We start from the raw sequence: 23,686 nt of genomic DNA, 5'->3' as shown, positions 1-23,686 counted from the left end.
TGGAAGCAGTGGGAATGCGCTTTCCCAATCAGTTTGACTACCTTGCTCACTCACCGTGGAGGACACATGGGCTTCGAAACAAAGACAATCCGCATCGCCATGAACGGCATCACCGGCCGGATGGGCTACCGCCAGCACCTGCTGCGCTCCATCCTGCCGATTCGCGATGCAGGCGGCTTCACCCTCCCGGACGGCACCCGGGTCCAGGTTGAACCCATCCTGGTGGGCCGCAACGAGGCCAAAATCCGGGAACTGGCGGAAAAGCACAAGGTGTCCGAGTGGACCACGGACCTGGACGCCGTGATCAACGACCCCACGGTGGACGTCATCTTTGACGCCTCCATGACCAGCCTGCGCGCCGCCACCCTGAAGAAGGCGATGCTGACCGGCAAGCACATCTTCACCGAGAAGCCCACGGCCGAGACCCTCGAAGAAGCCATCGAGCTGGCCCGCATCGGCAAGGAGGCGGGCGTCACTGCCGGCGTCGTCCACGACAAGCTCTACCTCCCTGGCCTGGTCAAACTCCGCCGCCTGGTGGACGAGGGCTTCTTCGGCCGCATCCTCTCCATCCGCGGCGAGTTCGGCTACTGGGTATTCGAAGGCGACATCCAGGCCGCGCAGCGCCCGTCCTGGAACTACCGCAAGGAAGACGGCGGCGGAATGACCACGGACATGTTCTGCCACTGGAACTACGTCCTGGAGGGCATCATCGGCCAGGTCAAGAGCGTCAACGCCAAGACCTCCACCCACATCCCCGCCCGCTGGGACGAGGCAGGCAACGAGTACAAGGCCACCGCCGATGACGCCTCCTACGGCATCTTCGAACTCGAGACCCCGGGCGGCGACCAGGTGGTTGGCCAGATCAACTCCTCCTGGGCAGTGCGCGTCTACCGCGACGAACTTGTGGAATTCCAGGTGGACGGCACCCACGGTTCCGCTGTGGTAAGCCTGAACAAGTGCGTCGCCCAGCAGCGGGCCCACACCCCCAAGCCCGTGTGGAACCCGGACCTGCCCGTCACCGAATCCTTCCGCGACCAATGGCAGGAAGTTCCCGCCAACGCCGAACTGGACAACGGCTTCAAGCTGCAGTGGGAAGAGTTCCTCCGCGACGTTGTGGCCGGCAGGGAACACCGCTTCGGCCTGTTGTCCGCCGCCCGCGGCGTCCAGCTCGCCGAACTTGGCCTTCGCTCCAATGACGAACGCCGCACCATCGACATCCCGGAGATCACGCTCTGATGACTTCCCTTATCCTTCCCTCCGAGGACGGCGGCACCAGGGAGTACCGCCTCCAGGGCGCCACGCCCTGGGCCCGCCCCACCGCCCCGCTCACTGCCCGGCGCGCCTACGCCGCGGCCCACGTCATCCCCGAGGTCCTCGCTGACAACACCCCCGGGGCCCCGGCCCGCCTGGACTGGGACGCCACCATGGCGTACCGCCACGAGCTCTGGTCCTACGGTCTTGGCGTGGCCGACGCCATGGACACCGCCCAGCGCGGCATGGGGCTTGACTGGGCCGCCACGCAGCAACTCATCAAGCACACCGGCGTCGAAGCAGCCTCGGTGGTCTCGGCCAACACCCCGGCCACCGCCGGCAAATCGGTCCGTGACCTCGTGTCCTGCGGGGCCGGCACCGACCAGCTGGACCTGGACACCCTTCCCTCCGGTGACGCGGGCATCAAGGCCGTCCTCGAGGCATACCGCGAACAGATCTCCGTGATCACCGAGGCCGGCCCCAAGGTGATTCTCATGGCATCGCGGGCACTCGCCAAGGCAGCGCGCGGGCCGGAGGACTACCTGAACGTCTACTCCACGCTGCTGCAGGAGGTGGACCAGCCGGTCATCCTGCACTGGCTCGGAACCATGTTCGATCCCGCCCTCACCGGCTACTGGGGGTCCGGGGACGTTCCGGCCGCCACCGAAACCTTCCTGGGCCTGATCAGGGACAACGCGGACAAGGTGGACGGGGTCAAGGTCTCCCTGCTCGATGCCAGCCACGAGGTGGCCCTGCGGGCAGCGCTGCCTGAGGGCGTCCGCCTCTACACCGGGGACGACTTCAACTATCCCGAGCTCATCGACGGCGACGGCACCCACCACTCCGACGCGCTGCTGGGCATCTTCGCGGCCATCTACCCGGCCGCATCCGTGGCCCTGCAGAACTACGACGCCGGAAACCCGGCCAGGGCACGGGAAATTTTGGACTCCACCCGCGAACTGGGCAAGCACATCTTCAGCGCCCCGACGTTCTACTACAAGACCGGCATCGCGTTCATGTCCTGGCTCAACGGCAAGCAGTCCGGGTTCCAGATGGTCGGCGGCCTGCACTCCGGCCGCTCTGTCTGCCACCTCGCCCGGACCTTTGAGCTGGCCGACCAGGCCGGCTTGCTGAAGGACCCCGCGCTGGCGGCCTTCCGCATGTCCGATTACCTGCGGATCAACGGGGTGGGAGTATGAGCGGCTTCCAAAGACTGTCCATCAACAGCGCCACCACCAAGAAGTGGACGCTTGCCCAGGTGGTCGAGGGCTGCGTCGACGCCGGCATCCCCGCCATCGGCCCCTGGCGGGACCGGGTGGCGGAAGCCGGCCTGGACAAGGCAGCCCGCCTGATCAAGGACGCGGGCCTGCGCGTCTCCTCGCTCTGCCGCGGCGGGTTCCTCACCGCGGCGGACGCGCAGGGCCAGGCAAACGCGCTCGCCGACAACCGTGCAGCCATCCTCGAAGCCGTGGCGCTGGACACCACCGAACTGTTCCTGGTGGTTGGCGGACTCGCCCCGGGGGAGAAGGACATCGTGGGCGCCCGGCAGCGTGTGGCTGACCGGCTCGCGGACCTGGTCCCGTTCGCACAGGAAAACGGCGTCCGCCTGGTGCTGGAACCGCTGCACCCGATGTACGCCGCCGACCGCGCACTGATCTCCACCCTGGGGCAGGCCCTGGACCTCGCGGCGCCGTTCGACGCCTCCACGGTGGGGGTCGCCGTCGACACGTTCCATGTCTGGTGGGACCCGGAACTGAAGGCGCAAATCGAACGCGCCGGCCGGGAGAACCGTATTGCCTCCTACCAGGTGTGCGACTTCAACATGCCCATCGCCGCCGATCCGCTGCTCTCCCGCGGGTACATGGGCGACGGCGTGGTGGACTTCGCCACGATCGGCACCTGGGTGCGCGACGCCGGGTACACGGGCGACATCGAGGTGGAGATTTTCAATCAGGAGATCTGGGACACGGACGGCAACACCGTCCTGGCCACGGTCAAAGAGCGTTACGCGGAGCTTGTCCTGCCGTACGCCTGACCTGATCCAAGACCCGCGGGCTCCTGCTACGTCACGGCAGGGGCCTGCGCCCCACATAAAAAGGACCCGGACCGCGGTGGTATTTCCCACCGCGGTCCGGGTTCTTCCCTGCCCGCTGCAGCCTTACGCGTAGAGCGAGGCGACCCGACGGTACCTTGCCAGCACTCCGGCGTCGTCGTTTCCCAGCGGAAGGTCGACGGCGTCTGCCGCCCACGCAGGGAAGCGTCCGCTGAGTGCCGCCGCAGCCTGGCGCGCGGCGCCGTCGGCGACATATTCACCCGGCTGCGGCACTGTGATGATGGTTCCCAGCAGGCTGGCAGCCACGTCCTGCACTGCTGCTGACTGGGCTCCGCCACCCACCAGGAGGATCCTTTGGGCGGACACGCCCTGGTTTTGCAGTGCCGCCAGGCCGTCCGCCAGTGAGCAGACAACACCCTCGACGGCGGCGCGCGCCAGGTTGGCGGGGGTGTAGTTGGCCCGCGTGATGCCGTGCAGGGAGCCGGTGGCGTCCGGCAGGTTGGGGGTTCTTTCCCCATCGAAGTAGGGGACCAGGGTGAGGCCGCCGGCACCGGGACCGGCGGACAACGCCAGCCGGTTGAACTCGGACAGGTCCACGTCCAGCAGGGCGGCGGTGGCATCGAAAATGCGGGTGGCATTCAGGGTGCACACGAGCGGCAGGAAATGCCCGGCGGCGTCGGCGAATCCGGCCACCAGTCCCGAGGCGTCTGCGGCCGGCGAATCCGAAACCGCGAATACGGTGCCGGACGTGCCCAGCGACATCACCACATCGCCCAACCGGGCCCCTGCACCCAGCGCGGCCGCCGCATTGTCCCCGGCGCCTGCCGCCAGGAGGGCGCCCGCCGGCGTCTTTCCCGCTGCTTCCAGGGGCCCGAGGACCCGGGGGAGGACCGGCACGTGGCCGAGTGCCGCGGACAGGACGTCGGGCAGGTACTTGCCTTCCGCCGTCGAGTAGTAGCCCGTGCCGGACGCGTCCGAGCGGTCCGTGGCCAGGGCGGCCAACCCCTCTTTTCCGCTGCCTGGCCCGTAGCCTGCGAGCCGCCAGGTGAGCCAGTCGTGCGGCAGGCAGACGGCGGCCACCCTTGCGGCGTTTTCCGGCTCGTTCTCCGCCAGCCAGCGCAGCTTGGTCAGCGTCAGGGACGCGACCGGCACGGTACCGGTCGCGCGTGCCCAGTACTGCGCGCCGGCGGCTGGATCGCCGCCCCCGGCGGATTCGATGAGATCCTGGGCAGCGCCGGCGCTGCGGGTGTCGTTCCACAGCAGCGCCGGCCGGATCACCGCACCGTCGCTGTCCAGGCAGACCATGCCGTGCTGCTGGCCTCCGACGGACACGGCACTGACGTCATCCAGTCCGCCGGCATCTGCAACTGCCTTCTGCAGTGCCGTCCACCAATGGTCGGGGTGGACCTCGGTGCCCTCAGGGTGCGGGGCCCGGCCCTGGCGGACCAATGCCCCGGTATCCGCATCGCGGATGACCACCTTGCACGACTGGGTGGAGCTGTCGATGCCTGCGACGAGCACCATGGCCTAGTGGGCGCCCAGCAGGTGCTCGATGGCGAGCTGGTTGAGCCGGACGAACGCGAAGGAGCGCTCAGCAGCCTTGTCGGCGTCGAAGTCCTCGAACGCTGCGGCGTCGGCCAGCAGGTCTGCGGTGCTTTCGCCGGCACTGAGGGTGGGCTCGCCGAGTTCGAACACGCCGGAGGTCTTGAGTGCTTCCTGTACCTGCGGGTCTGCGCGGAACGCCAGCGCCCGTTCCTTCAGCAGCAGGTACATGGCCATGTTGGCCTTGGCGGACGCCCACACGCCGTCGTAGCCGTCGGTGCGGGAGGGCTTGTAGTCGAAGTGGCGCGGGCCGTCGTACTTGGGGCCACCGCCCGGGAAGCCGTTCTCCAGCAGGTCGACCGTGAAGAAGGCGCTGGTGAGGTCGCCGTGGCCGAACACCAGGTCCTGGTCGTACTTGATGCCGCGCTGGCCGTTGAGGTCGATGTGGAAGAGCTTGCCGGCCCAGAGTGCCTGCGCAATCCCGTGGGTGAAGTTCAGTCCTGCCATCTGCTCGTGGCCGGTTTCGGGGTTCAGGCCCACGATGTCACCGTGCTCGAGCTGGGCAATGAAGGCCAGGCCGTGGCCGACAGTGGGCAGGAAGATATCGCCGCGGGGTTCGTTCGGCTTGGGTTCAAGGGCGATCCGCAGGTTGTAGCCCTTCTCCTTGATGTAGCCCGCCGCGGTGTCAACGCCTTCCTTCATGCGGTCCAGGGCGGCTGCCAGGTCCTTGGAGCCGTCGTATTCGCTGCCTTCGCGGCCGCCCCACATGACGAACGTTTCGGCGCCGAGCTCTGCGGCGAGGTCGATGTTGCGCAGGACCTTGGAGAGGGCAAAGCGGCGGATGGAACGGTCGTTGGAGGTGAAGCCGCCGTCCTTGAAGACCGGGTGGCTGAACAGGTTGGTGGTCACCATGGGGACCTTCAGCCCGGTCTCCGCCAGGGCTGCGCGGAAGTTTTTCAGGATCAGGTCCCGCTCTGACGCGGAGGCGTCAAAAGGAACAAGGTCATTGTCATGGAACGTGATGCCATAGGCGCCCAGTTCTGCCAGGCGGTGGACTGCCTCCACCGGATCCAAAGCGGCACGGGTGGCCACGCCGAACGGATCGGCGCCGGTCCAGCCGACCGTCCAGAGGCCGAAGGTGAACTTGTCAGCGGGCGTGGGGGAGAGAGTCATGATGCGTCCTTGCGATCGGGTTGCGCCGCGGAATTGCGAAGCTTTAGTTCATTGCCTGAACTATATGAGCGGACGTAGGGTGGGGTCAATAGTCCAGCGTGGAGACCGCCGAAAAACTTGGCGGAAGCGTCTAACCAAGGAGCTTTGTGATGGTGATGCCCGCGCCTGCAGCGGCGGGGTCCGGATCCCCGGCCCCCGGAAACGTGGGGGACGTGAGGCGCAGCAATCTTGCGCTGGTCCTCGGCGCGATTGCCGAGTTCCCGCCCGGCACGCATCCCAGCCGTGCCCAGGTTGCCGGCGCCACCGGATTGACCAAGGCGTCGGTGTCCAGCCTGGTGCTGGACCTCCTGGACGCCGGGGTCATCCGCGAAATCGGGCTTAACCCCCAGGGCCGCGGACGGCCAGGCGTGGGACTGGAGCTCAGCCCCAGCCGTGCGGTCATGGGAATGGAGGTCAACGTCGACTACATTTCCGCCGCCGTGGTTGACCTGTCCGGGAAGGTGCTGCTGCGCGAGGTACGGGAGCGCGATAACCGGAGCAGTGCGGACAAGCCGGTGCTGGCTGCGCTCGCAGGCCTGGCAGCCAGGGTGCGGAGCGCGGCCGGGGAACAGGGCGTCGACGTCGTGGGCGGCGGGCTGGCGGTGCCCGGGCTGGTGGACCCTGCCAGGGCGCGCGTGCTGACCGCTCCCAACCTGGGCTGGGTCAATGTGGACCTTGACCTTGACGCCCTGCTGCCCGAAACAGCGCTGGGGGTTGCACTGTTCAATGAGGCCAATGCGGCCGCCCTGGCCGAACTGCGGCACCGGCCGGATCGCGCATCCAACTTCCTTTTCGTCTCCGGTGAGGTGGGCGTGGGCGGCGGGATTGTCATCGGTTCCGAGCTGTTCACCGGCCCCGGGGGCCATGTCGGCGAAGTGGGACACATCGTGGTGGATCCAGACGGCGGCCATTGTTCATGCGGGGGACTGGCTGCCTGGAAACGGTAGTACCAGGACGCCATATTCATTGCTGCCGGCCTGGCGCCGGAGGGGGTTACACGGTCTGCCGCCATGTCCTCACTCCTGCGGGCACTCGAGGGCGGGGCACCCAAGGCGGTATCCGCCGTCGAACGTGCAGGCCGCTGCCTGGGTATAGCGCTTGCCTCAACGGCGCGCGTGGTGGATATCGATTCGGTGGTACTGGGCGGGCATTTCGCAGTCCTTGAGCCCTGGCTGCGCGCCCCGTTGATAAACAGCCTGCAGAAATATGCGCCCGGAAAGTACGAGTCGGAGCAGGTAACGGTGTCCACGGTGGGGGAGTCTGGTGCCCTGCTGGGGGCCGCCGGCAGCGTGATCCGGTCCCTGGTGGAAGCCCCGCATCGGCTGCACGCATAGCGGCGGGTGCACAATGCCCCGGTCCGAAGACCGGGGCATCAGCCACCAACGTGCCCCAGGAGGGAATCGAACCCCCGACCGGCGGATTAGAAGGCCGCTGCTCTATCCCCTGAGCTACTGAGGCATCAGCTTCCGGCCTGCAGGCCGGCGCCTCAAAAAGTTTACATTGCCCGGCATGCCGGCGGCGTCATCCGGCCTGCACTGTTCCTCCCCACGTGGCGGGTTGGGCCCTGTTGTCCACATACGGGAACCCGCGCCTCCTGCGCGCCGGCGTCCGGGGCGATGCTGGTCATGCCTGCTCCAGGCGCCACCATCCAGACAGGACGTAGACATGAGCGAAACGATTACCATCCGGGGCTTCGTTGCCACTGAGATCACGAGTTCCACCACGCCGGGGGGAGTGGCGACAGCCTCCTTCCGGCTCGGTTCCACCACACGCCGCTTTGACCGGGAATCCAAAACCTGGGGCGACGGGCACACCAACTGGTTCACCGTGCAGGGCTACCGCAACCTCGCCGGGACCCTGGGCTGCAGCATCCGGAAAGGCCAACCGGTCATCGTCGTGGGCAAGCTGAAGATCCGCACCTGGGAAAAGGAAGGCCGGGTCTACCACTCCACCATCATCGACGCCGAGGCCGTGGGGCATGACCTTACCTTTGGTTCGGCAAACTTCATCCGGACCGCTTCCAGGCCTGCGCTTTCCCTTGTGGAGCAGCCGCAGTCCGCGGAGGAAGCCCCTGCGATGGACCCGGCCCTTGACGAACCGGAGGATCGTGAGGACGACCATCCCGGGGAACACGACCATGGGGCCGTCGTCATTGAGGACAACGACGGCGGACTCGCTTCCCTTGACCTGGAAACCGGGGAACTCGCCGAAGTCTAGGAAACAGGCATCAGCTGTCAACGTTCCCCGTTCAGTCCCGGGCGGACGGACCGGTGGCACCCCCGGCCGAGGTCCGTCCGCCCGCCCACATCCGAGCGCCCGCCACCATGCGTCAGCCCTCCAGCGCGGCCGGACGCCTGCGGCCGGTAATCCCGGCCGGGCGTCCGGCGCATGGCACAATGACACCATGCGTCCCACCCCTTACCGCCGGCAGACAAACCGGGCCGGTGCAGCGCTGACATGTGCTGTCCTGGCCGCCCTCGTGACGGGGTGTGCCGCCGGTCCCGCAGCGAACAATCCGCGGGTTGAGGGCAGCGATGACGGATTGTTGAAGGCAACGGCGGCAGCGACGGCCACACAGGAAGCGGCAGCCCAGGCCGCCAATCCAGCTGCGACAAGCAGCGCCGCGGGCAGGGAAGCGTTGGCCAATACATCAGCCGGTGCCAGCACCTCGGCCGCCGCGGCAGCAGATGCCGCAGCCACCGAAACCGTGAAGCGGACCGTAACCGACACCCTGGCCAAACTGGCAACAGGCACACCCAAACCGGCCACGGCCCAGGTCAGCGACGCACTGACGGGGGCCGGCATCGCGCCCGCAGTGCTCCAGGTCTCGCAGAGCCGGACGCCCACCGGGTTGGAGGCGGACGCCATCGAGGCTGCCGTGCTGCAGGGCAAGGACTGCGTCATTGGCCAGGTGCGCGAAGGCGCAGTGACCGTCACCGTCCTGCCGGTCCTGGCCAGCGGCAAGTGCTTCGTGGGTTCCTGATCCTGCTGACTTTCCGGCTGTAAATGTGAGATCTGCCCGCCAACCCACTAGATTTGAGACCATGGCGGAATTTATCTACACAATGACCAAGGCCCGTAAGGCCGTTGGCGAAAAACTCATTCTTGATGACGTAAGCATGTCCTTCTTCCCGGGCGCCAAGATTGGTGTTGTGGGCCCAAACGGTGCCGGTAAGTCCACCATCCTCAAGATCATGGCAGGGCTGGACACGCCCTCCAACGGTGAAGCCCGGCTCAGCCCCGGCTACAGCGTGGGCATCCTGCTCCAGGAACCGCCCCTCAACGAGGAAAAGACAGTCCTGGGCAACGTCCAGGAAGGCGTGGGCGAGATCTACGGCAAGATCCAGCGCTTCAACGAGATCTCCGAGGAAATGGCCAGCCCCGATGCTGACTATGACACCCTCCTCGAGGAAATGGGCAAGCTGCAGGAAGCCATCGACGCCGCCGATGCCTGGGACCTCGACTCCCAGCTGGAGCAGGCCATGGACGCCCTCCGCTGCCCGCCGGCCGATGCCGATGTCACCAATCTCTCCGGTGGTGAGCGCCGCCGCGTGGCCCTGTGCAAGCTCCTCCTGCAGAAGCCGGACCTGCTGCTCCTTGACGAGCCCACCAACCACCTGGACGCGGAAAGTGTCCTGTGGCTTGAGCAGCACCTTTCGAGCTACCCCGGCGCCGTCCTCGCCGTCACCCACGACCGTTACTTCCTGGACCACGTGGCGGAATGGATTGCCGAAGTGGACCGCGGCCACCTGTACCCGTACGAAGGCAACTACTCCACCTACCTGGAGAAGAAGCGCGCCCGCCTCGAGATCCAGGGCAAGAAGGATGCCAAGCAGGCCAAGCGCCTCGCCGAGGAACTCGAGTGGGTCCGCTCCAACGCCAAGGGCCGCCAGACCAAATCGAAGGCCCGCCTGGCCCGGTACGAGGAAATGGCCGCAGAAGCGGACCGCACCCGCAAGCTCGACTTCGAGGAAATCCAGATCCCGCCGGGACCGCGCCTGGGTGGCCTGGTCCTGGAGGCCAAGAACCTGCAGAAGGGCTTCGACGACCGTGTCCTGATCGACGGGCTCTCCTTCAGCCTGCCGCGCAACGGCATCGTGGGTGTCATCGGTCCCAACGGTGTGGGCAAGTCCACGCTCTTCAAGACCATCGTGGGCCTGGAGCCGCTCGACGGCGGCGAGCTGAAGATCGGTGACTCGGTCAAGATCTCCTACGCCGACCAGAGCCGCGGCGGCATCGACCCCAACAAGACCCTGTGGGAGGTCGTCTCCGACGGACTCGACTTCATCCAGGTGGGCAACGTCGAGATGCCGTCCCGCGCCTACGTGGCAGCCTTCGGGTTCAAGGGTCCGGACCAGCAGAAGAAGGCAGGCGTGCTCTCCGGCGGTGAGCGCAACCGCCTGAACCTGGCCCTGACCCTCAAGCAGGGCGGGAACCTGCTGCTCCTCGACGAACCCACCAACGACCTCGACGTCGAAACCCTCAGCAGCCTGGAGAACGCGCTGCTCGAGTTCCCCGGCTGCGCCGTGGTGGTCTCGCACGACCGGTGGTTCCTTGACCGGGTGGCCACGCACATCCTGGCCTACGAAGGTGACGACGAGAACCCCTCCAAGTGGTACTGGTTCGAGGGTAACTTCGAATCCTACGAGGAGAACAAGGTGGAGCGTCTGGGCCCGGACGCTGCCAAGCCGCACCGCGTCACCCACCGGCGCCTGACCCGCGACTAGCAGCGCGGAACCGGGCCAAAAGCCTGACAGCTCAAAAGAAGGCCGGCACCCCGACAATTTTTGAACTGGTCCCCAAAAGTTGGACTCGTGAATGTGCGAAGAGTCCACTTTAGCGTCCAGTGATCCGGTACTTCTCAGGAAAGCGCTCCGTCCCATTGCGGACGGAGCGCTTTCTTGTAAGCGTCTTTGTCGGAGCATGGAGCTAAGCGTTGTAGGTGGGACGATCACGACGCGGCCACGTGGATCGTGGGCCTTCGAGGGTGACGGAAGATCGTCGAAGTTTTGTCTGCCGGATCTTGGGGTTCACTGGAACACGTAGTCCCGTTGGGGAAGGGTGTGTGAAACGACTGAGGGCGGCTGCTACTTTCAGCGGACGGTATCGGTTTTCAAAGCGAGCCCTAGCGAGCCGCAGACCTTTTCGTCTCCGGGAATCACTGCGGCACGTCCGTCATCGAGTACGCATACGGTCAATGGATCGGGCACCGGGTAAGAGAAGTTGCTGTCAAACAGTTTCGGATCCGCGCCACCGCTCGGAGCATTGGGGTCCAGAACGTGTTGTGCCCAGATGTCCCTGCAGGCGGCCAGCGCGTCCTCAATGGGAACAGGGTTGTCGGGTTTTGGCTCACCGGGCCTTGCACCTGCCAACAATGTGACGGTGGTACCAGGAAACTGGTGGCCGTTCAGCTCGGCCCTGGCGAAACAAAGTATCGAGCTCTTGTCCGTAACGGGCAGTTGCGTCAGCGCCGCTCCGCCGGTTGCCACGAGGGCGACTGCGACGCCGGCAAGCAGAATTTTTTTGCCTTTGGTGTTCTGGAAGTGCTGGTTTTCCGGGGTCCCGTCTTGGGCGACGCTGACCAGGAGCGCCTCGATGGCGGCACTGCGTTCAGGATTGAAGTGCTGTGAACCAGGCTTCTTGTTCATGGCATTTCCTCTTCGGGACTGAGGGGGACCGGTTCCGGTTGGAACCGGTCCTGGGGGTTCATCAGCTGCGCAAGCCTCTGTTTGGCACGGGAGAGCCGGGATTTCACTGTGCCCGTTGGAATGCCCAGCAGTGCGCTCACTTCTGCCGTGCTCATATCTTCCAAAACGCACAGCGCAATAATTTCCTGGTCACGCCGTCCCAGCGAACGGTAAGCCTGCTGCAAGCACTGAGACCGCCGGTCTTCGTCAACCGTCTCAACCACCCAGTCGCTGTGATCCGGCACCTCCTGGGGCTGCGGAAGCTTTCTAATCAGCCGCTCATATCGCAGTGTGGACCTGACCTTGTTCCTTGCCACATTGGTGGCAGTGATCAGCAGCCAGCCCAGCATCGAATCATTGACCAGCCTGATCTTGGATCTACAGCGCCAAGCCTCCAAAAACACCATTGCGGTGGCGTCCTCAGCCTCAAACGAAGTTTTCACCAACCGGAGGCAGTGAACGAAGACGCGGTCCCGGTGACGCAGGAAGAGGGAAGCGAACGCGGAACCGTCACCATCCATGACGCGCAGCCAAAGCTCTCCGTCTGTGGATACCTTCCCTGAGTCCCCCATACCTATTAGTGTCCGGCAAGCCCACGGCGGTTCCATCCCGAATCGTGCCAGAACATCACGGTCCGGGAAAAGTCACAGAATCTTATTGTCGGGTCAACTCGCGACAGCCTGAGCACGGTACTGCACGGGACTCAGACCTTCGAGCTTCGTGGAGATCCTTTCAGTGTTGTACCAGCGGATGTATTCGTGAAGGGCTACTGCCAAGGCATCAGTGTTGAGGAACCGGACGCGGTGGAAGAACTCTTCCTTGAGGTGGCCGAAGAAGTTTTCCATGACGGCGTTGTCGTAGCAGTTGGCTTTGCGTGACATCGATTGGACAGCGCCGGCATTCCGCAGGAGTAGGCGCCAGGAGATGTGCTGGTACTGGAATCCCTGGTCGGAGTGCACGAGTGGTTTCTGCCCGTCCTCCAGGGTGGCCAAGGCGCCGCGCAATGAGGAGTTGGTCAGTTCCAGGTTGGGAGAGATTCCAATGGCGTAGGAGATGATTTGCCGGTCGAAGAGGTCCATCACCGGTGAGAGGTACAGTTTCCTGTCGCCGACGCTGAATTCGGTCACGTCGGTAACCCATTTTTCGTTCGGTGCATCCGCTTCGAACTGGCGCTTCAACAGGTTCGGGGCAACAACGCCCTGCTCTCCCTGATAAGAGTTGTAGCGCTTCTTCCGCCGGACCTTGCAGACCAGCCGCAGCAAGCGCATCAGCTTCAGCACGGTCTTTTTCGCGACCGTCCAGCCTTGTTTGACCAGTTCGATATGGACACGGCGGTGCCCGTACCGGGCGTGGCTCTTCTCGAAGATGCCCGTGACCGCTGCTTTGAGATCTGCTTGGGGATCAGGAACCAGCAGCCGAGCTTGGTGATAGAAGAACGTGGACCGGGGCAGCCCGGCAACGTCCAACAGAACTTCCAACCGGTGTTGGGCCTTGAGAGCGATGACAGCGCGGACTTTTAGCGCTGTTCCTCGTCCCTCAAGGCGTTTACTTTTCCCAGGAAGGCCACCTCTGCGCGCAACCGCTCGTTCTCGCGGCGCAGCCGCTGCAGCTCCGACTCAGGCTCTGCCGGCGCCTTGAAAGATGAGAGTGGTCGTCCGCGTGGTTTCGGGCGCAAGCCGTCTTCGCCTTCGTTGCGGTATTTCCGCGCCCACTTCTTGATCAAATCCGGCGAGGAGAGCTGGAGCTCCTTGGCCAGGACGACCTGGCTCTCCCCGGCCAGGAACCGACGGACCGCATCCAGTTTGAACTCAAACGTGAACTTCCGATGGGTTGATTTGGTCACTATCGCCGTACCTCCGCGAACTCTCCACAGGGCATGAATGCGGATGACAGGCTTTGAACGTACCCCTAACCTCGTCGCCGCTGCCTTCGCGCCCCAACCCATCTCGAACAACGCTACCGCGGTCTCGCGCTGTTCATCAGATAACGAACTACTCTCCTGCATAAAACTGCTCCCCGATAGAAGGACCGATTTCTCAGTCCAACTTTCGGGGAGCAGTTCATTTCGGGGTACCGGCCTTCTGCGTGCCTGCGGGGTCAGCGTGCCTGCGAGGGTGCGGTGCCTTCGAAGTCAGGCGACCGCGGGGTCGGTGGGAATGCGCACCATCCCCTCCTGCGCAACGGAGGCGACATGCTGGCCCTCGCGGTTGAAGATCTTGCCGGTTGCCAGGCCGCGCGCGCCGTGGGCGCTGGGGGATTCCTGGACGTAGAGCAGCCACTCATCAACCCGCGCGGGCCGGTGCCACCACATCGCGTGGTCCAGGCTGGCTACATTCATTCCGGGGGTGATCCAGCTCAGGCCATGCCGCCGAAGGACCGATTCGAGGAGGGTGTAGTCGCTGGCGTAGGCCAGGGCGGCGCGGTGCAGGTTGGAGTCGTCCGGCATCGGCCCAAAGGTCTTCATCCAGACGGCGTTGCGGGCTTCCCGCGGACCGGCCGCTGAAACGTACAACGCAGGGTCTACGTGCCGGATGTCGAAGGGCCGCTCATACGCCCAGTGCCGGGCAACCGGATGATCGAACTTGCCCAGCAGGTCCGCCGTGCTGGGCAATGATTCGGGGTCCGGGATTCCTTCCGGCATCACAGAAGAGTGCTCGATCCCTTCGTCCTCGCCCTGGAAGGACGCGATCATGGACAGGATGGGCACTCCGTCCTGGTAGGCGTGGACCCGCCTGGCCGAAAACGACCGGCCGTCGCGCAGCCGCTGCACCCCGAAAGTAATGGGCTTGTTGGCGTCGCCGGGGCGCAGGAAATAGCCGTGCATGGAGTGGACGAACCGCTCGGGGTCAACTGTCCGGATCGATGCCACGAGGGACTGCGCCAGCACCTGCCCGCCGAACACCCTGTGGTGCGGCTGCTGCTGCGAGGGGCCAAGGAAAATGTCCTCATCCGTCCGGGCGCCCTCAAGCTCACCAAGGTCCAGCAGTTCGATCAGCGATGAGGTGGGGTCGCCATTGGGCGGCGCCAGCAGTCCGGCTTCGGCTTCAGTCATGGTCCGACTCTAGACGGCGGCCCGCAAACCACTCAACCGGAGTGCAGCCGGTAGTGTTCTAGATGTGTCTGAACTTCTCACCTCGTCCTTCCGTTTCGCAGACCCGCGGGACCTCGCCGACCTGAAGACTTTCGCCACCCGGGCCAAAGCCATTGATGACGGCGCCATCCGGCTGCAGGCCGCCGGCTCCGTCCTGGCCGCCTACGTGTGCGTCCTGCGGCCCAGGCTCCTGGGCGAATCCACCCCGACGATCCTGGGCCTGCGCACCATGGCACTGGCGGAACCGTCCGGAACGGACGTCACCGTTGCGTTGTCATCCGTCCTGGACCGGCTGGCACGTGCAGGGGAGGGCGACGTCGAGTTGCCGGTTCCGCCCACCACCGTCACTGAGTCCTGGACCGGGGTAGGCGCCCCACGGGGCGGTTGGGAACTACTGGGGTCCGTCAGCGATTCCCGCCTGCGGGCGGCAGCCGAGGCAGGCATCGCCGAGGTGGCGGGCATCGTGCCGGACAAACCGGGCGCACTCATCGTGAACAACGCGCGGGCCTCGGTGTGGGGACGGGAAATGGACGACGCCGGACTGCCCGCCGGCGCTGCCTTCGCGGCCTTTGCGCTGGGGTTCCTGGGGGACGGCGACCAGAAGCTCTACCAGGCCGGCCGCTGGTTCCGGCTTACCGGACCGCGCGGCCACGTCCTGGCACGGACCGGCAGCGGCCTGCTCTAGGCCAGACCGCAGGGCGCCGGCCGAAAAGAGGCTCAGGAACCGGACGGGCTGTTCACCATGGACAGCGCGGCCCGCTCCATGTAGTCCCACAGCGTTCCCTCGTAAAGTGGCGGCAACTCCAGGGCGTCCACGGCGGTGCGCATGTGGAACAGCCACCGGTCCTTTGCCTCCGGCGTGACCTTGAAGGGCATGTGCCGCATGCGCAGGCGCGGGTGGCCGCGCTCCTCGCCATACGTTGTGGGCCCGCCCCAGTACTGCTCAAGGAACATCAGGAGGCGGCGCTTCGCGGGCGCCAGGTCCTCTTCCGGATACATCGGCCGCAGCAGGGGATCGGTGGCCACGCCGTCGTAGAACACGTCAATGAGCTTCACGAAGGTCTCGTGGCCGCCCACCGCGTCGTAGAAGCTGTCGGTGTAATCCGGCTTGCTGAAGGGATCGTTCTGCATCAACTGGGGCCGCTGCCCGGGGCGCGGCTCAATGGGAAGCGACATGCTAGTCCCCGGCTTTCTGGTCAGTCTTCTTGGTCTCAACGTGCGCCGAGCCCTGGTCGGTGGTGCCGTCGTCGGACTCATGCAGTGGAACGTAACGCCCCTGCGACCGGTTGCCCACGCGCAGGATCTCGCCGTTGCGCAGGTACCAGATGGCGCCGTCGTCGGAGCGGACGCGGGTGATCCGCAGTCCCATGGACTCCACCACGCCCACCACTTCGCTGGTTTCGATCACATCACCGATCCCGTACTGGTCTTCAATGGTAATGAAGATCCCGGCCAGGAAGTCGCGGATCAGCTGCTGGGCGCCGAAGCCGATGGCCACACCGAGGATACCCACGCTGGTCAGCAGTGGGGCAATGTTGATGTCGAGGTTCTGCAGCACGTACATGCCGGTGATGATGACCACCAGCACGCCCACCACGCTGTTGAGCAGTGAACCGATGGTTTCGGCGCGCTGGACGCGGCGTTCGTGGTCAAGGGCGCGAAAGGCCGGAGCAGCCCACTTGAACGTGGGCTTCTTGAAGAAATTGCTCCCCGACGCCACCCGCCTGGTGATGCGGGAAATGATGAACGTGGCCACGAGCCAGACGGCAACGCCGACGCCGAGGCTGATCACGATGCCTGGGACGCTTACGCCGGACGGCTGGCTCGCGGCGTCGGGAAGGATGGACAACATGCTGACCATGGGTGGAAATAGCTCCTCGGGATATTGCGCTGTTCTCTTTCAACCCTAGCGCCGTAGCGTGGAGCAATGCGCATCCTCATCCTCGGCGGAACAGCCTTCCTCTCCCGGGAAATCGCCAGGCAGGCGGTGGCCGCGGGGCATCACGCCACGTGCCTGGCCCGGGGAGAGTCCGCTGAGCCGCCGCCCGGCGCCGAGTGGGCAAGGGCGGACCGGTCGGCGGGCCCGGCAGCGTACTCCTGCGTGGCCGGCACGTGGGACGCCGTCATCGAGGTTGCCCGGGACCCTGCACCTGCACGGGACGCCCTTGCCGCCCTCGCTCCGAAGGCCGGCCACTGGACCTTCGTTTCCAGCTGCTCAGCCTATGCGGACCATTCCGTCCCCGGAGCGGCAGAGGACGCCGGGCTCCTGCCGGCGCTTGCCCCCGGAACTCCCTCCACCCCCGGGAACTACGGCGAGTCCAAAGTGGCCATCGAACAGGCCACCCTGAACGCCACAGGCGGCAGGGCCCACCTCTGCCGCGCCGGCCTGGTCAGTGGCCCTGGCGACCCCACCGACCGCTACGGCTACTGGTAAGCCCGCTTCGCCGGCACCCCCGGGCCGGTGCTGGTCCCGGACACCGGGCACCAGCCCACCCAGGTCATCGACGTCCGGGACCTGGCGGCGTGGATCCTGCTTGCAGCGGAGCAGGGGACCTCCGGCCCACTGAACGCCAACGGGGACCAAGTGGCCTTTGCAGAGCTCATCAGCGCCTGTGGCCAGCTCTCCACCGCCAACATGCCCGCCACCATTACTGCCGGTGAAGAATGGCTGGTGGAGCAGGGCGTCAACTATTGGTCCGGGCCTGATTCCCTTCCGCTCTGGCTGCCGCCCCGCCATGAGGGCTTCATGGCCCGCAGCAACCAGGCAGCCAAGGCCGCGGGGATGGTGCTGCGGCCCTGGCAGGAAACCCTGGCCGACACCCTGGAGGATGAACGCGTCCGCGGGCTGGGCCGGTCCCGCAAGGCCGGCCTGCACCCCGCCACGGAGCAACGGCTCGTCAAGCTGCTGCAGGGCGGGGAAGCCTAGGCAGCCACCGTCACCGGCTGGTGCTCCACCGGGAAGTTCACGCTCCGGGCAATGAAACAGACCTGGTTGGCCTCGTGGTGCAGCGAGGCCGCCAGTTCCGCCTGCGCGGCGTCGGCCACCGTCACGTGCGGGTGCAGGGTGACCCGCTCGAACTGGCCGCTGCCGTCCCGGTTAAGCCGCATCAGTCCGGTCGCCTCATCCCGGTAATCCGTGACCACCACGCCGTGCTTCACCGCCACGTGCAGGTAGGACAGCATGTGGCACTGCGCCAGCGCAGCCAGGAGAAGCTGCTCCGGGTTGTACCGTTCCCGGTCTCCATGGAAGGTGGGGTCTGCCGAGCCCTTGAGGACCGGCAGGCCCGGAACCAGCACGTCATGGTCCCGGGAGTAGCTCCGGTAGGACGAGGTGCCGCCGCCCCGGTTGCCTGTCCACTGGACCGTCAGCGAGTACCGGTGTTCGTTGAGGCTCACGCCGGGCTGCCCTCCTGCAGGACATCGGCGGCGCGCGCACGCAGGGCGCGGGCAACACCGTCGCGGTTCTCCAGCATCATCCGCCGCAGCGCAGCGCTTTCCGCCGGCAGCGACGCCAGGAAGGCGTCCGTCCGGTCGATCGTGGCCTGCGTGGTCAACAGCGCCGGGTAGAGGCCGACGACGATCTGCTGGGCGAGTGCGTGCGTGCGGGTTGCCACGATGCCCGGCACAGCCGCGAAGTACAGCTCCGAGTACGGCTCCAACAGCGAACGGTCCAGCACCCGCATAAAGCCGGTCACCGCCGATCCCTGCAGCGCGTTGGACAGTTCCCCCTTGACCACAATGGATTCCCAGGCCGCGGCCTTCGCCTCCGGGGTGGGGATGGCAGCCTTGGCCAGGGCAGCCGCGTTCTGGCCGCTGGAGGTGTTGTCCCGCTCCAGCTCGGCGTCGATGCCGCCCTGCCCCATGCGGCCGCCGGAAACCAGCGAAGCCACCAGCTCCCAGCGGAGGTCCTGGTCAACGCTCAGGCCGTCCAGGACCACGGACCCGTCCAGGAGGCCGGACACCCGGTCCAGCTGGGACGCGCTGCGGGCCAGCAGCGCGAAGGACTTGATGAACTGCAGCTGGCCGTCGGAGCCGCCGGGAACAGACGACGCCAAATCCCACAACCGGTCCACGGCCGCGACAGTGGTGGCTTCGCGGTGTTCCTCGGCCACATAAAAGTTCAGGGTGGTGGCCAGCTGCCGGAGCTGGACCAGGATCACGGAAGAATCCGTCTCCGCAGCGACGTTGGCCAGGATCAATTCCACGTACTTCCGTGCCGGGGTCTCACCGTCACGGGCAGCGTCCCACGCGGAGTTCCAGACGAGGGTCCGCGGCAGGCTTGCAGCGAAGTCCTTCAGGTGCGCGGTGGCGGTGGCCAGAGAGGCCGGGTCCAGCCGCACCTTGGCGTAGGCAAGGTCGTCGTCGTTGATGAGGATCAGGTCCGGCCGGGCCAGGCTTACCAGCGCCGGCACCTCCGTGCGTTCGCCGTCGACGTCCAGTTCCTCCCGGTGCACCCGGGTGAGCTTGCCGGCGTCGTCCAGGTTGTAGAACCCCACGGCAAGGCGGTGCGGCCGGATGGTGGGCCACTCCGGTACCGCGGACTGCAGGATGGCAAAGGACCGCAGCTTCCCGTCGGAATCCACCGCCAGCTCGGGAGCCAGCGTGTTCACGCCCGCGGTCTCCAGCCACTGCCGGCCCCAGCGGTCCAGGTCGCGGCCGCTGGCCTTCTCCAGCTCCACCAGCAGGTCCTGCAGCTCCGTGTTGTGCCAGGAGTGCTTGGCGAAGTATTCACGGACACCCGCCATGAACTGGTCCGGTCCAACCCAGGCCACCAGCTGCCGCAGCACCGAGGCGCCCTTTGCGTAGGTAATGCCGTCGAAGTTGACCTCCACGTCCTGCAGGTCGTTGATCTCGGCGAAGATGGGGTGCGTGGTGGGCAGCTGGTCCTGCCGGTACGCCCAGGACTTTTCCACGGAGGCGAAGGTGGTCCAGGCGCTGGTGAAGGACGTGGCCTCCACCGCCGCCAGGTGGGACATGTATTCGGCGAAGGACTCATTGAGCCACAGATCGTTCCACCACCGCATGGTCACCAGGTCCCCGAACCACATGTGCGCCAGTTCGTGGAGCACCGTGATGGCGCGCCGCTCGATCTGGGCGCCAGTGACCTTGCTGCGGAACACGTAGCCTTCCAGGATGGTCACCGCCCCGGCGTTCTCCATGGCCCCGGCGTTGAACTCGGGAACGAACAGCTGGTCGTACTTCTCAAACGGGTAGGGGCAGCCGAACTGTGCTTCGAAGAACCCGAAGCCCTGCCGCGTGAGCTCGAAGATGTTGTCCGCATCGAGGTACTGCATCAGGGACTTGCGCGCGAAGACTCCGAGCGGGATAACCCGGCCGTCTGAGCTGGTGACCTCGCTGCGGACAGACTCGTACGGACCCGCGATCAGGGCGGTGACGTAGGAGGACAGCCGGGGCGTGGGTGCGAAGGTCCACACGGACCGGCCTGCACCGTCTTCGGCGGGCGCCGCCGGCGCTTACTCAGGGGTGGGGGAGTTGGAAATGACATCCCAGTGGGACGGCGCGGTGACGGTGAAGGCGAACGTTGCCTTCAGGTCCGGCTGCTCGAAGACGGTGAACATCCGGCGGGAATCGGGAACCTCAAACTGCGTGTACAGGTAGACCTCGTTGTCCACCGGGTCCACGAACCGGTGCAGCCCTTCCCCGGTGTTCATGTAGGGCATGTCGGCCACGACTGTCAGCTCGTTGTGCTCCGCCAGGTCCGGCAGCTGAATCCGCACGCCGTCGGCCACGGCGGCCGGATCAAGGGCGCGGCCGTTCAGGGTCACGCTGTGCACCGTGCGGGTGACGGCATCGATGAAGCTGGCCGACCCCGGCGACGCCGCGAACTTCACGGTGGTGGTACTGCCGAAGACCTCTCCGCCGCGGGTCAGGTCCAGGCTGACATCGTAGGACTCGACGGTGATCAGTTCGGCGCGCTCACGGGCTTCGGCGCGCGTCAGGTTCATGCCTGGCAAAGGAGGGCCTCCAGAGAATTTAGGGCTGCCGCCGGTGGTCCCGGTTCCGGCACTGTGATGCATTCTTTCATCCTTGGGGTCCTTGGCAAGTTGCGCAGCTCACAGCCGGCTGCAGGTGCCCGGACGGTTGGGCGGGCAGCCGCAGGGGTAGCGTTAAATGCATGGGAAAGCTGCTGGATTCGGTGGACACCAAGGCCCTGCGCTTCGCCGTCGGGTTCCCCGTCGTCCTGGCCGCCGCCTTTGCCTACTGCGCGTCGCTGCTGCGCCCGGACCTTCCGGAGCCGGTCGCCATCCGCTGGACGGACGACGGCGGGGCCGACTTCGCGCCCTTCGGCGCCTACGTGGGGGTTGGTGCCGCCGGAATTCTCGTTGCCGGCTGGCTGGTCCTGCTCCAGGCCGTGCCCCTTGGACGGCCGGTCATGATGCGGCGGATCATGATGGGTGCCGGACTTTTCCTCAGCCTGTTCATCACCTCCGCCCTTGCCGCGGGCCTGATCGGCCAGACCGGGCTGGCCGACGCCCGGCAGTCACATGTGGACATGACGGTGCTGGCCCTTGGCAGCGGTGCCGCGGTATCGCTCGGCGTGACCATGGCCATGGTCTACAAGGCTGACCGGCAATGGTCGCCGGATGATGACAGGGCGCTCCAGGTCGCCATCGCCAAGGAACTGGACCCCGACCTTGCCCTGGACAGCATCAGGCTCTGGGTCCATGCCCGCAGTTCCGTCTTCGTCATGATCGCCATCGCCTCCCTGTTCCCGGCGGCCCTCATCGCCGTCGTGGTGCCTTGGCTGGGCATCCTGCTCGTGGTCCTGGCCCTGGTGGGGACAGCGTTCCTGTTCGCCCGCATCAGGGCGGACCGGCGCGGACTCAAGGTCCTGCTGGCCGGGGTGGTGCCGGTCATGGACGTGCCTGCCGGTGCCATTTCCGACGCCAGTGCCGCAGAGGTGAGGGCCGCGGACTACGGCGGGTGGGGCTACCGGCACCACCACGGAACCGCAGCCATGCTGGTCAGCAGCGGCCCCGCCGTCGTTGTCAGCAAGACCGACGGCCAGCGCCTTGCCGTCAGCGGCGGCAGCCAGGCCTCAGCCGCGCGGCTTGCCGAAGTCCTGACGCGGGTGGCCGCCAGGGCCCGTCGCGGGGGCGGAACGCCGCCACCGACGGAAGGCCAGAGCCCCGACCCCGGGCTGCCCTAGTATCCTTATCCGTGTCGTTCCGGCCCCACCCGGTGGCCGCCAGCTCCCACAACCGAACGGACTTAGCACGTGACCACTACCCCTGCCTACCCGCGGGTCCATATCGCCACCGACCATGCAGGCATGGAGCTCAGCGCCCACCTGGTGTCCCACCTGACCGGGAAGGGATACGAGGTGGTTGACCATGGCCCCAAGGTCTACGACGCCCAGGACGACTACCCGTCGTTCTGCATCAACGCGGCACTCGCCGTGGTGGCTGACCGGGAGGTCGGCGTCCATGCCCTGGGCATCGTGCTGGGCGGCTCCGGCAACGGTGAACAGATTGCCGCCAACAAGGTGAGGGGCATCCGCGCCGCCCTCGCCTGGAACCTTTCCACGGCCACCCTTGCCCGCGAGCACAATGACGCCAACGTGGTTGCCCTGGGCGGCCGCCAGCATACGGTGGAGGAAGCCACCGAGCTGGTCGAGGCGTTCCTGGCGGAGCCCTTCAGCAATGATGAACGCCACATCCGCAGGATCGAAAAGATCGCTGTTTTTGAGGCCACCGGCGAGGTCATCGAGTAGTGCCCGAGGGCCATTCCGTCCGCCGGCTCGCCCGCCAGTTCGGCGATGTATTCCTCGGCGAGGCACTGGCTGTGTCCAGTCCCCAGGGCAGGTTCAGCGGGGGAGCGGCGCTGCTGGACGGCCGCACCATGGTCGCTGCCGAGGCTCATGGCAAGCACTTGTTCCTGCACTTCGACAACTCGCTGGTGCTGCACGTCCACCTTGGCCTGTACGGGGCCTGGAGCTTCGGTGGTGACAGCACCTTCGCCGGTGCGTCAAGCATCGGTGCGCCCCGGCGGGTAGGGGAGCAGGAGGCTTTCGCTGACGGGGACGACGACGGCGGGGCGCCCTACGCAGGTCCGCCGGCGCCCGTCGGGGCCGTCCGGGTCCGGCTCGCGGGCAGCCACGGCTGGGCGGACCTTCGCGGGGCCACCACCTGCGAAACCATCACCGCGGCGGAGGCCGACGCCGTCCTGGCGCGGCTGGGGCCGGATCCGTTGCGGAACCTTCGCGGGGACGCCGGGCGGTTCGCCGCCAATGTCCGGACCCGGAAGACCCCGCTGGCGGCCCTGCTCATGGACCAGAAGGTGATTGCCGGCGTCGGGAACGTCTACCGTGCCGAAGTGCTGTTCCGCCGCCGCCTCGATCCGTTGCTGCCCGGAACCGCGCTGCCGGACAACGACGCCCGCAGGCTGTGGCGCGACATCGTCGCCGTCATGAACGACGGCGTGGCCGATGGGCGGATCATCACCACCCCGCCCAAGTACTGGTCGCTCGATGGCACCACGGCCGCCAAGGCGGCCGCGGCAGGGGAGCCCGTGCCGCCCAGGAGCGCACAATTCCCGCACCGCGACGACGTCCACTTTGTCTATAAACGGCACGGGCTGCCCTGCAGGGTGTGCCGAACCATCGTGCTCATGGCCGACCTTGCTTACCGGAACCTCTACTGGTGCCCCTACTGCCAGCAGCCGCAGGCATAGGGGAACAGACAACAAAAGGCCCCTCGATCGAGGGGCCTTTTGTTGTCCTGCTTTTTGTTGTCCTGGAGGGGACGACGGGAATCGAACCCGCGTAATCAGTTTGGAAGACTGAGGCTTTACCATTAAGCTACGTCCCCGAAGGAAGATCCGATTCTC

At 66.2% G+C, this 23,686-nt stretch carries 20 protein-coding genes, 2 tRNA genes and 3 pseudogenes; 12 read left to right on the top strand and 13 right to left on the bottom strand.

What is annotated here, in order from left to right:
* The first annotated feature begins 66 nt into the window (after positions 1–66).
* From NMQ03_RS12485 to NMQ03_RS12475, 3 genes are read left to right on the top strand one after another with little or no spacing between them, the layout of a single operon-like run.
* The gene (locus NMQ03_RS12485) at positions 67–1,236 is read left to right on the top strand and encodes a Gfo/Idh/MocA family protein (RefSeq protein ID WP_255172469.1); all 1,170 of its coding nucleotides are present in this window, start codon (positions 67–69) and stop codon (positions 1,234–1,236) included.
* Positions 1,236–2,450 carry a dihydrodipicolinate synthase family protein gene (locus NMQ03_RS12480; RefSeq protein ID WP_255172468.1) on the top strand — a complete coding sequence of 405 codons (1,215 nt, stop codon included), beginning with the start codon at positions 1,236–1,238 and terminating at the stop codon, positions 2,448–2,450. Before NMQ03_RS12485 ends, NMQ03_RS12480 begins: the two co-directional genes overlap by 1 nt.
* The gene (locus NMQ03_RS12475; protein WP_255172467.1) at positions 2,447–3,286 is read left to right on the top strand and encodes a sugar phosphate isomerase/epimerase; all 840 of its coding nucleotides are present in this window, start codon (positions 2,447–2,449) and stop codon (positions 3,284–3,286) included. Before NMQ03_RS12480 ends, NMQ03_RS12475 begins: the two co-directional genes overlap by 4 nt.
* 123 nt (positions 3,287–3,409) lie before the next feature.
* Here NMQ03_RS12475 and xylB read toward each other — a convergent pair whose 3' ends face one another.
* Positions 3,410–4,828 carry a xylulokinase gene (gene xylB, locus NMQ03_RS12470; protein ID WP_255172466.1) on the bottom strand — a complete coding sequence of 473 codons (1,419 nt, stop codon included), beginning with the start codon at positions 4,826–4,828 and terminating at the stop codon, positions 3,410–3,412.
* 3 nt (positions 4,829–4,831) lie between these two features.
* Positions 4,832–6,019, bottom strand: coding sequence for a xylose isomerase (gene xylA / locus NMQ03_RS12465; RefSeq protein ID WP_255172465.1), 1,188 nt, complete (start codon positions 6,017–6,019; stop codon positions 4,832–4,834).
* Positions 6,020–6,168: 149 nt separating this feature from the next.
* On the opposite strand from xylA, the pseudogene NMQ03_RS12460 reads away from it, so the two are divergent.
* Positions 6,169–7,392: pseudogene (locus tag NMQ03_RS12460) on the top strand (ROK family protein).
* 51 nt (positions 7,393–7,443) lie between these two features.
* Here NMQ03_RS12460 and NMQ03_RS12455 read toward each other — a convergent pair.
* Positions 7,444–7,516 (bottom strand) — tRNA-Arg (locus NMQ03_RS12455).
* A 207-nt stretch (positions 7,517–7,723) separates the two neighbouring features.
* Here NMQ03_RS12455 and NMQ03_RS12450 point away from each other — a divergent pair.
* The 3 genes from NMQ03_RS12450 to ettA all read left to right on the top strand — a co-directional run bounded on the left by NMQ03_RS12450 (position 7,724) and on the right by ettA (position 10,785).
* Positions 7,724–8,275: a single-stranded DNA-binding protein gene (locus tag NMQ03_RS12450; protein ID WP_255172464.1), complete on the top strand. Its 552-nt coding sequence runs from the start codon at positions 7,724–7,726 to the stop codon at positions 8,273–8,275.
* A gap of 187 nt (positions 8,276–8,462) precedes the next feature.
* Positions 8,463–9,041, top strand: a complete 579-nt coding sequence (locus NMQ03_RS12445) for a hypothetical protein (protein ID WP_255172463.1) — start codon at positions 8,463–8,465, stop codon at positions 9,039–9,041.
* Positions 9,042–9,102: 61 nt separating this feature from the next.
* Entirely contained in the window at positions 9,103–10,785 is a 1,683-nt protein-coding gene (ettA, locus tag NMQ03_RS12440) for an energy-dependent translational throttle protein EttA (protein ID WP_159631783.1), read from the top strand.
* 366 nt (positions 10,786–11,151) lie between these two features.
* Here ettA and NMQ03_RS12435 read toward each other — a convergent pair whose 3' ends face one another.
* The 5 genes from NMQ03_RS12435 to NMQ03_RS12415 form a co-directional block, all read right to left on the bottom strand.
* The gene (locus NMQ03_RS12435) at positions 11,152–11,706 is read right to left on the bottom strand and encodes a hypothetical protein (RefSeq protein ID WP_255172462.1); all 555 of its coding nucleotides are present in this window, start codon (positions 11,704–11,706) and stop codon (positions 11,152–11,154) included.
* Entirely contained in the window at positions 11,703–12,266 is a 564-nt protein-coding gene (locus NMQ03_RS12430; protein WP_255172461.1) for an RNA polymerase sigma factor, read from the bottom strand. The genes NMQ03_RS12435 and NMQ03_RS12430 overlap by 4 nt, the downstream gene beginning before the upstream one ends.
* 144 nt (positions 12,267–12,410) lie before the next feature.
* Positions 12,411–13,223 (bottom strand): IS3 family transposase, encoded by an 813-nt coding sequence (locus tag NMQ03_RS12425; protein ID WP_255172460.1) that lies wholly within the window; start codon positions 13,221–13,223, stop codon positions 12,411–12,413.
* A gap of 38 nt (positions 13,224–13,261) precedes the next feature.
* On the bottom strand, positions 13,262–13,588 hold the full coding sequence (locus NMQ03_RS12420; RefSeq protein WP_255172459.1) for a helix-turn-helix domain-containing protein: 327 nt from the start codon (positions 13,586–13,588) through the stop codon (positions 13,262–13,264).
* 288 nt (positions 13,589–13,876) lie between these two features.
* Entirely contained in the window at positions 13,877–14,797 is a 921-nt protein-coding gene (locus NMQ03_RS12415; RefSeq protein ID WP_255172458.1) for an acyl-CoA thioesterase II, read from the bottom strand.
* 64 nt (positions 14,798–14,861) lie between these two features.
* Between NMQ03_RS12415 and NMQ03_RS12410 the strand changes: the two genes are divergently transcribed.
* Positions 14,862–15,521 carry a hypothetical protein gene (locus NMQ03_RS12410; protein WP_255172457.1) on the top strand — a complete coding sequence of 220 codons (660 nt, stop codon included), beginning with the start codon at positions 14,862–14,864 and terminating at the stop codon, positions 15,519–15,521.
* Positions 15,522–15,553: 32 nt separating this feature from the next.
* Here NMQ03_RS12410 and NMQ03_RS12405 read toward each other — a convergent pair whose 3' ends face one another.
* Both NMQ03_RS12405 and NMQ03_RS12400 read right to left on the bottom strand, forming a co-directional pair.
* Complete coding sequence (locus tag NMQ03_RS12405) at positions 15,554–16,012, bottom strand: globin (RefSeq protein WP_303693362.1); 459 nt, start codon at positions 16,010–16,012, stop codon at positions 15,554–15,556.
* 1 nt (position 16,013) lies between these two features.
* Positions 16,014–16,697 (bottom strand): mechanosensitive ion channel family protein, encoded by a 684-nt coding sequence (locus NMQ03_RS12400; RefSeq protein ID WP_255172456.1) that lies wholly within the window; start codon positions 16,695–16,697, stop codon positions 16,014–16,016.
* 66 nt (positions 16,698–16,763) lie between these two features.
* Here NMQ03_RS12400 and NMQ03_RS12395 point away from each other — a divergent pair.
* Positions 16,764–17,762: pseudogene (locus NMQ03_RS12395) on the top strand (NAD-dependent epimerase/dehydratase family protein).
* Here NMQ03_RS12395 and NMQ03_RS12390 read toward each other — a convergent pair.
* Both NMQ03_RS12390 and pepN read right to left on the bottom strand, forming a co-directional pair.
* On the bottom strand, positions 17,759–18,232 hold the full coding sequence (locus tag NMQ03_RS12390) for an OsmC family protein (RefSeq protein WP_255172455.1): 474 nt from the start codon (positions 18,230–18,232) through the stop codon (positions 17,759–17,761). The pseudogene NMQ03_RS12395 and the gene NMQ03_RS12390 overlap by 4 nt on opposite strands.
* Positions 18,229–20,802, bottom strand: a pseudogene (gene pepN / locus NMQ03_RS12385) (aminopeptidase N). The gene NMQ03_RS12390 and the pseudogene pepN overlap by 4 nt, the downstream one beginning before the upstream one ends.
* A gap of 170 nt (positions 20,803–20,972) precedes the next feature.
* Here pepN and NMQ03_RS12380 point away from each other — a divergent pair.
* The 3 genes from NMQ03_RS12380 to NMQ03_RS12370 all read left to right on the top strand — a co-directional run bounded on the left by NMQ03_RS12380 (position 20,973) and on the right by NMQ03_RS12370 (position 23,530).
* Positions 20,973–22,007: a hypothetical protein gene (locus tag NMQ03_RS12380; protein WP_255172454.1), complete on the top strand. Its 1,035-nt coding sequence runs from the start codon at positions 20,973–20,975 to the stop codon at positions 22,005–22,007.
* 69 nt (positions 22,008–22,076) lie between these two features.
* Positions 22,077–22,571 (top strand): ribose-5-phosphate isomerase, encoded by a 495-nt coding sequence (locus tag NMQ03_RS12375; RefSeq protein WP_255172453.1) that lies wholly within the window; start codon positions 22,077–22,079, stop codon positions 22,569–22,571.
* A complete protein-coding gene (locus NMQ03_RS12370; protein ID WP_255172452.1) occupies positions 22,571–23,530 on the top strand; it encodes an Fpg/Nei family DNA glycosylase in 960 nt (319 codons plus the stop codon). Before NMQ03_RS12375 ends, NMQ03_RS12370 begins: the two co-directional genes overlap by 1 nt.
* A 63-nt stretch (positions 23,531–23,593) precedes the next feature.
* On the opposite strand, the gene NMQ03_RS12365 is transcribed toward NMQ03_RS12370, so the two are convergent.
* Positions 23,594–23,667 (bottom strand) — tRNA-Gly (locus tag NMQ03_RS12365).
* Positions 23,668–23,686 lie beyond the last annotated feature (19 nt).

The organism is Arthrobacter sp. DNA4 (assembly GCF_024362385.1).
Taxonomy (GTDB): Bacteria; Actinomycetota; Actinomycetes; order Actinomycetales; family Micrococcaceae; genus Arthrobacter.
Note: the sequence above shows the minus strand (reverse complement) of the source record. Positions and strands in the feature narration are given on the sequence as shown.

Bases quoted from the DNA above. Each gene is read 5' to 3' on its own strand.
- ettA (WP_159631783.1), top strand. From the start codon at position 9,103: ATGGCGGAATTTATCTACACAATGACCAAGGCCCGTAAGGCCGTTGGC.
- NMQ03_RS12380 (WP_255172454.1), top strand. From the start codon at position 20,973: ATGGGAAAGCTGCTGGATTCGGTGGACACCAAGGCCCTGCGCTTCGCC.
- NMQ03_RS12400 (WP_255172456.1), bottom strand. From the start codon at position 16,697: ATGGTCAGCATGTTGTCCATCCTTCCCGACGCCGCGAGCCAGCCGTCC.
- NMQ03_RS12415 (WP_255172458.1), bottom strand. From the start codon at position 14,797: ATGACTGAAGCCGAAGCCGGACTGCTGGCGCCGCCCAATGGCGACCCC.
- NMQ03_RS12450 (WP_255172464.1), top strand. From the start codon at position 7,724: ATGAGCGAAACGATTACCATCCGGGGCTTCGTTGCCACTGAGATCACG.
- xylA (WP_255172465.1), bottom strand. From the start codon at position 6,019: ATGACTCTCTCCCCCACGCCCGCTGACAAGTTCACCTTCGGCCTCTGG.
- NMQ03_RS12480 (WP_255172468.1), top strand. From the start codon at position 1,236: ATGACTTCCCTTATCCTTCCCTCCGAGGACGGCGGCACCAGGGAGTAC.
- NMQ03_RS12405 (WP_303693362.1), bottom strand. From the start codon at position 16,012: ATGTCGCTTCCCATTGAGCCGCGCCCCGGGCAGCGGCCCCAGTTGATG.
- xylB (WP_255172466.1), bottom strand. From the start codon at position 4,828: ATGGTGCTCGTCGCAGGCATCGACAGCTCCACCCAGTCGTGCAAGGTG.
- NMQ03_RS12445 (WP_255172463.1), top strand. From the start codon at position 8,463: ATGCGTCCCACCCCTTACCGCCGGCAGACAAACCGGGCCGGTGCAGCG.
- NMQ03_RS12435 (WP_255172462.1), bottom strand. From the start codon at position 11,706: ATGAACAAGAAGCCTGGTTCACAGCACTTCAATCCTGAACGCAGTGCC.
- NMQ03_RS12430 (WP_255172461.1), bottom strand. From the start codon at position 12,266: ATGGATGGTGACGGTTCCGCGTTCGCTTCCCTCTTCCTGCGTCACCGG.
- NMQ03_RS12485 (WP_255172469.1), top strand. From the start codon at position 67: ATGGGCTTCGAAACAAAGACAATCCGCATCGCCATGAACGGCATCACC.
- NMQ03_RS12475 (WP_255172467.1), top strand. From the start codon at position 2,447: ATGAGCGGCTTCCAAAGACTGTCCATCAACAGCGCCACCACCAAGAAG.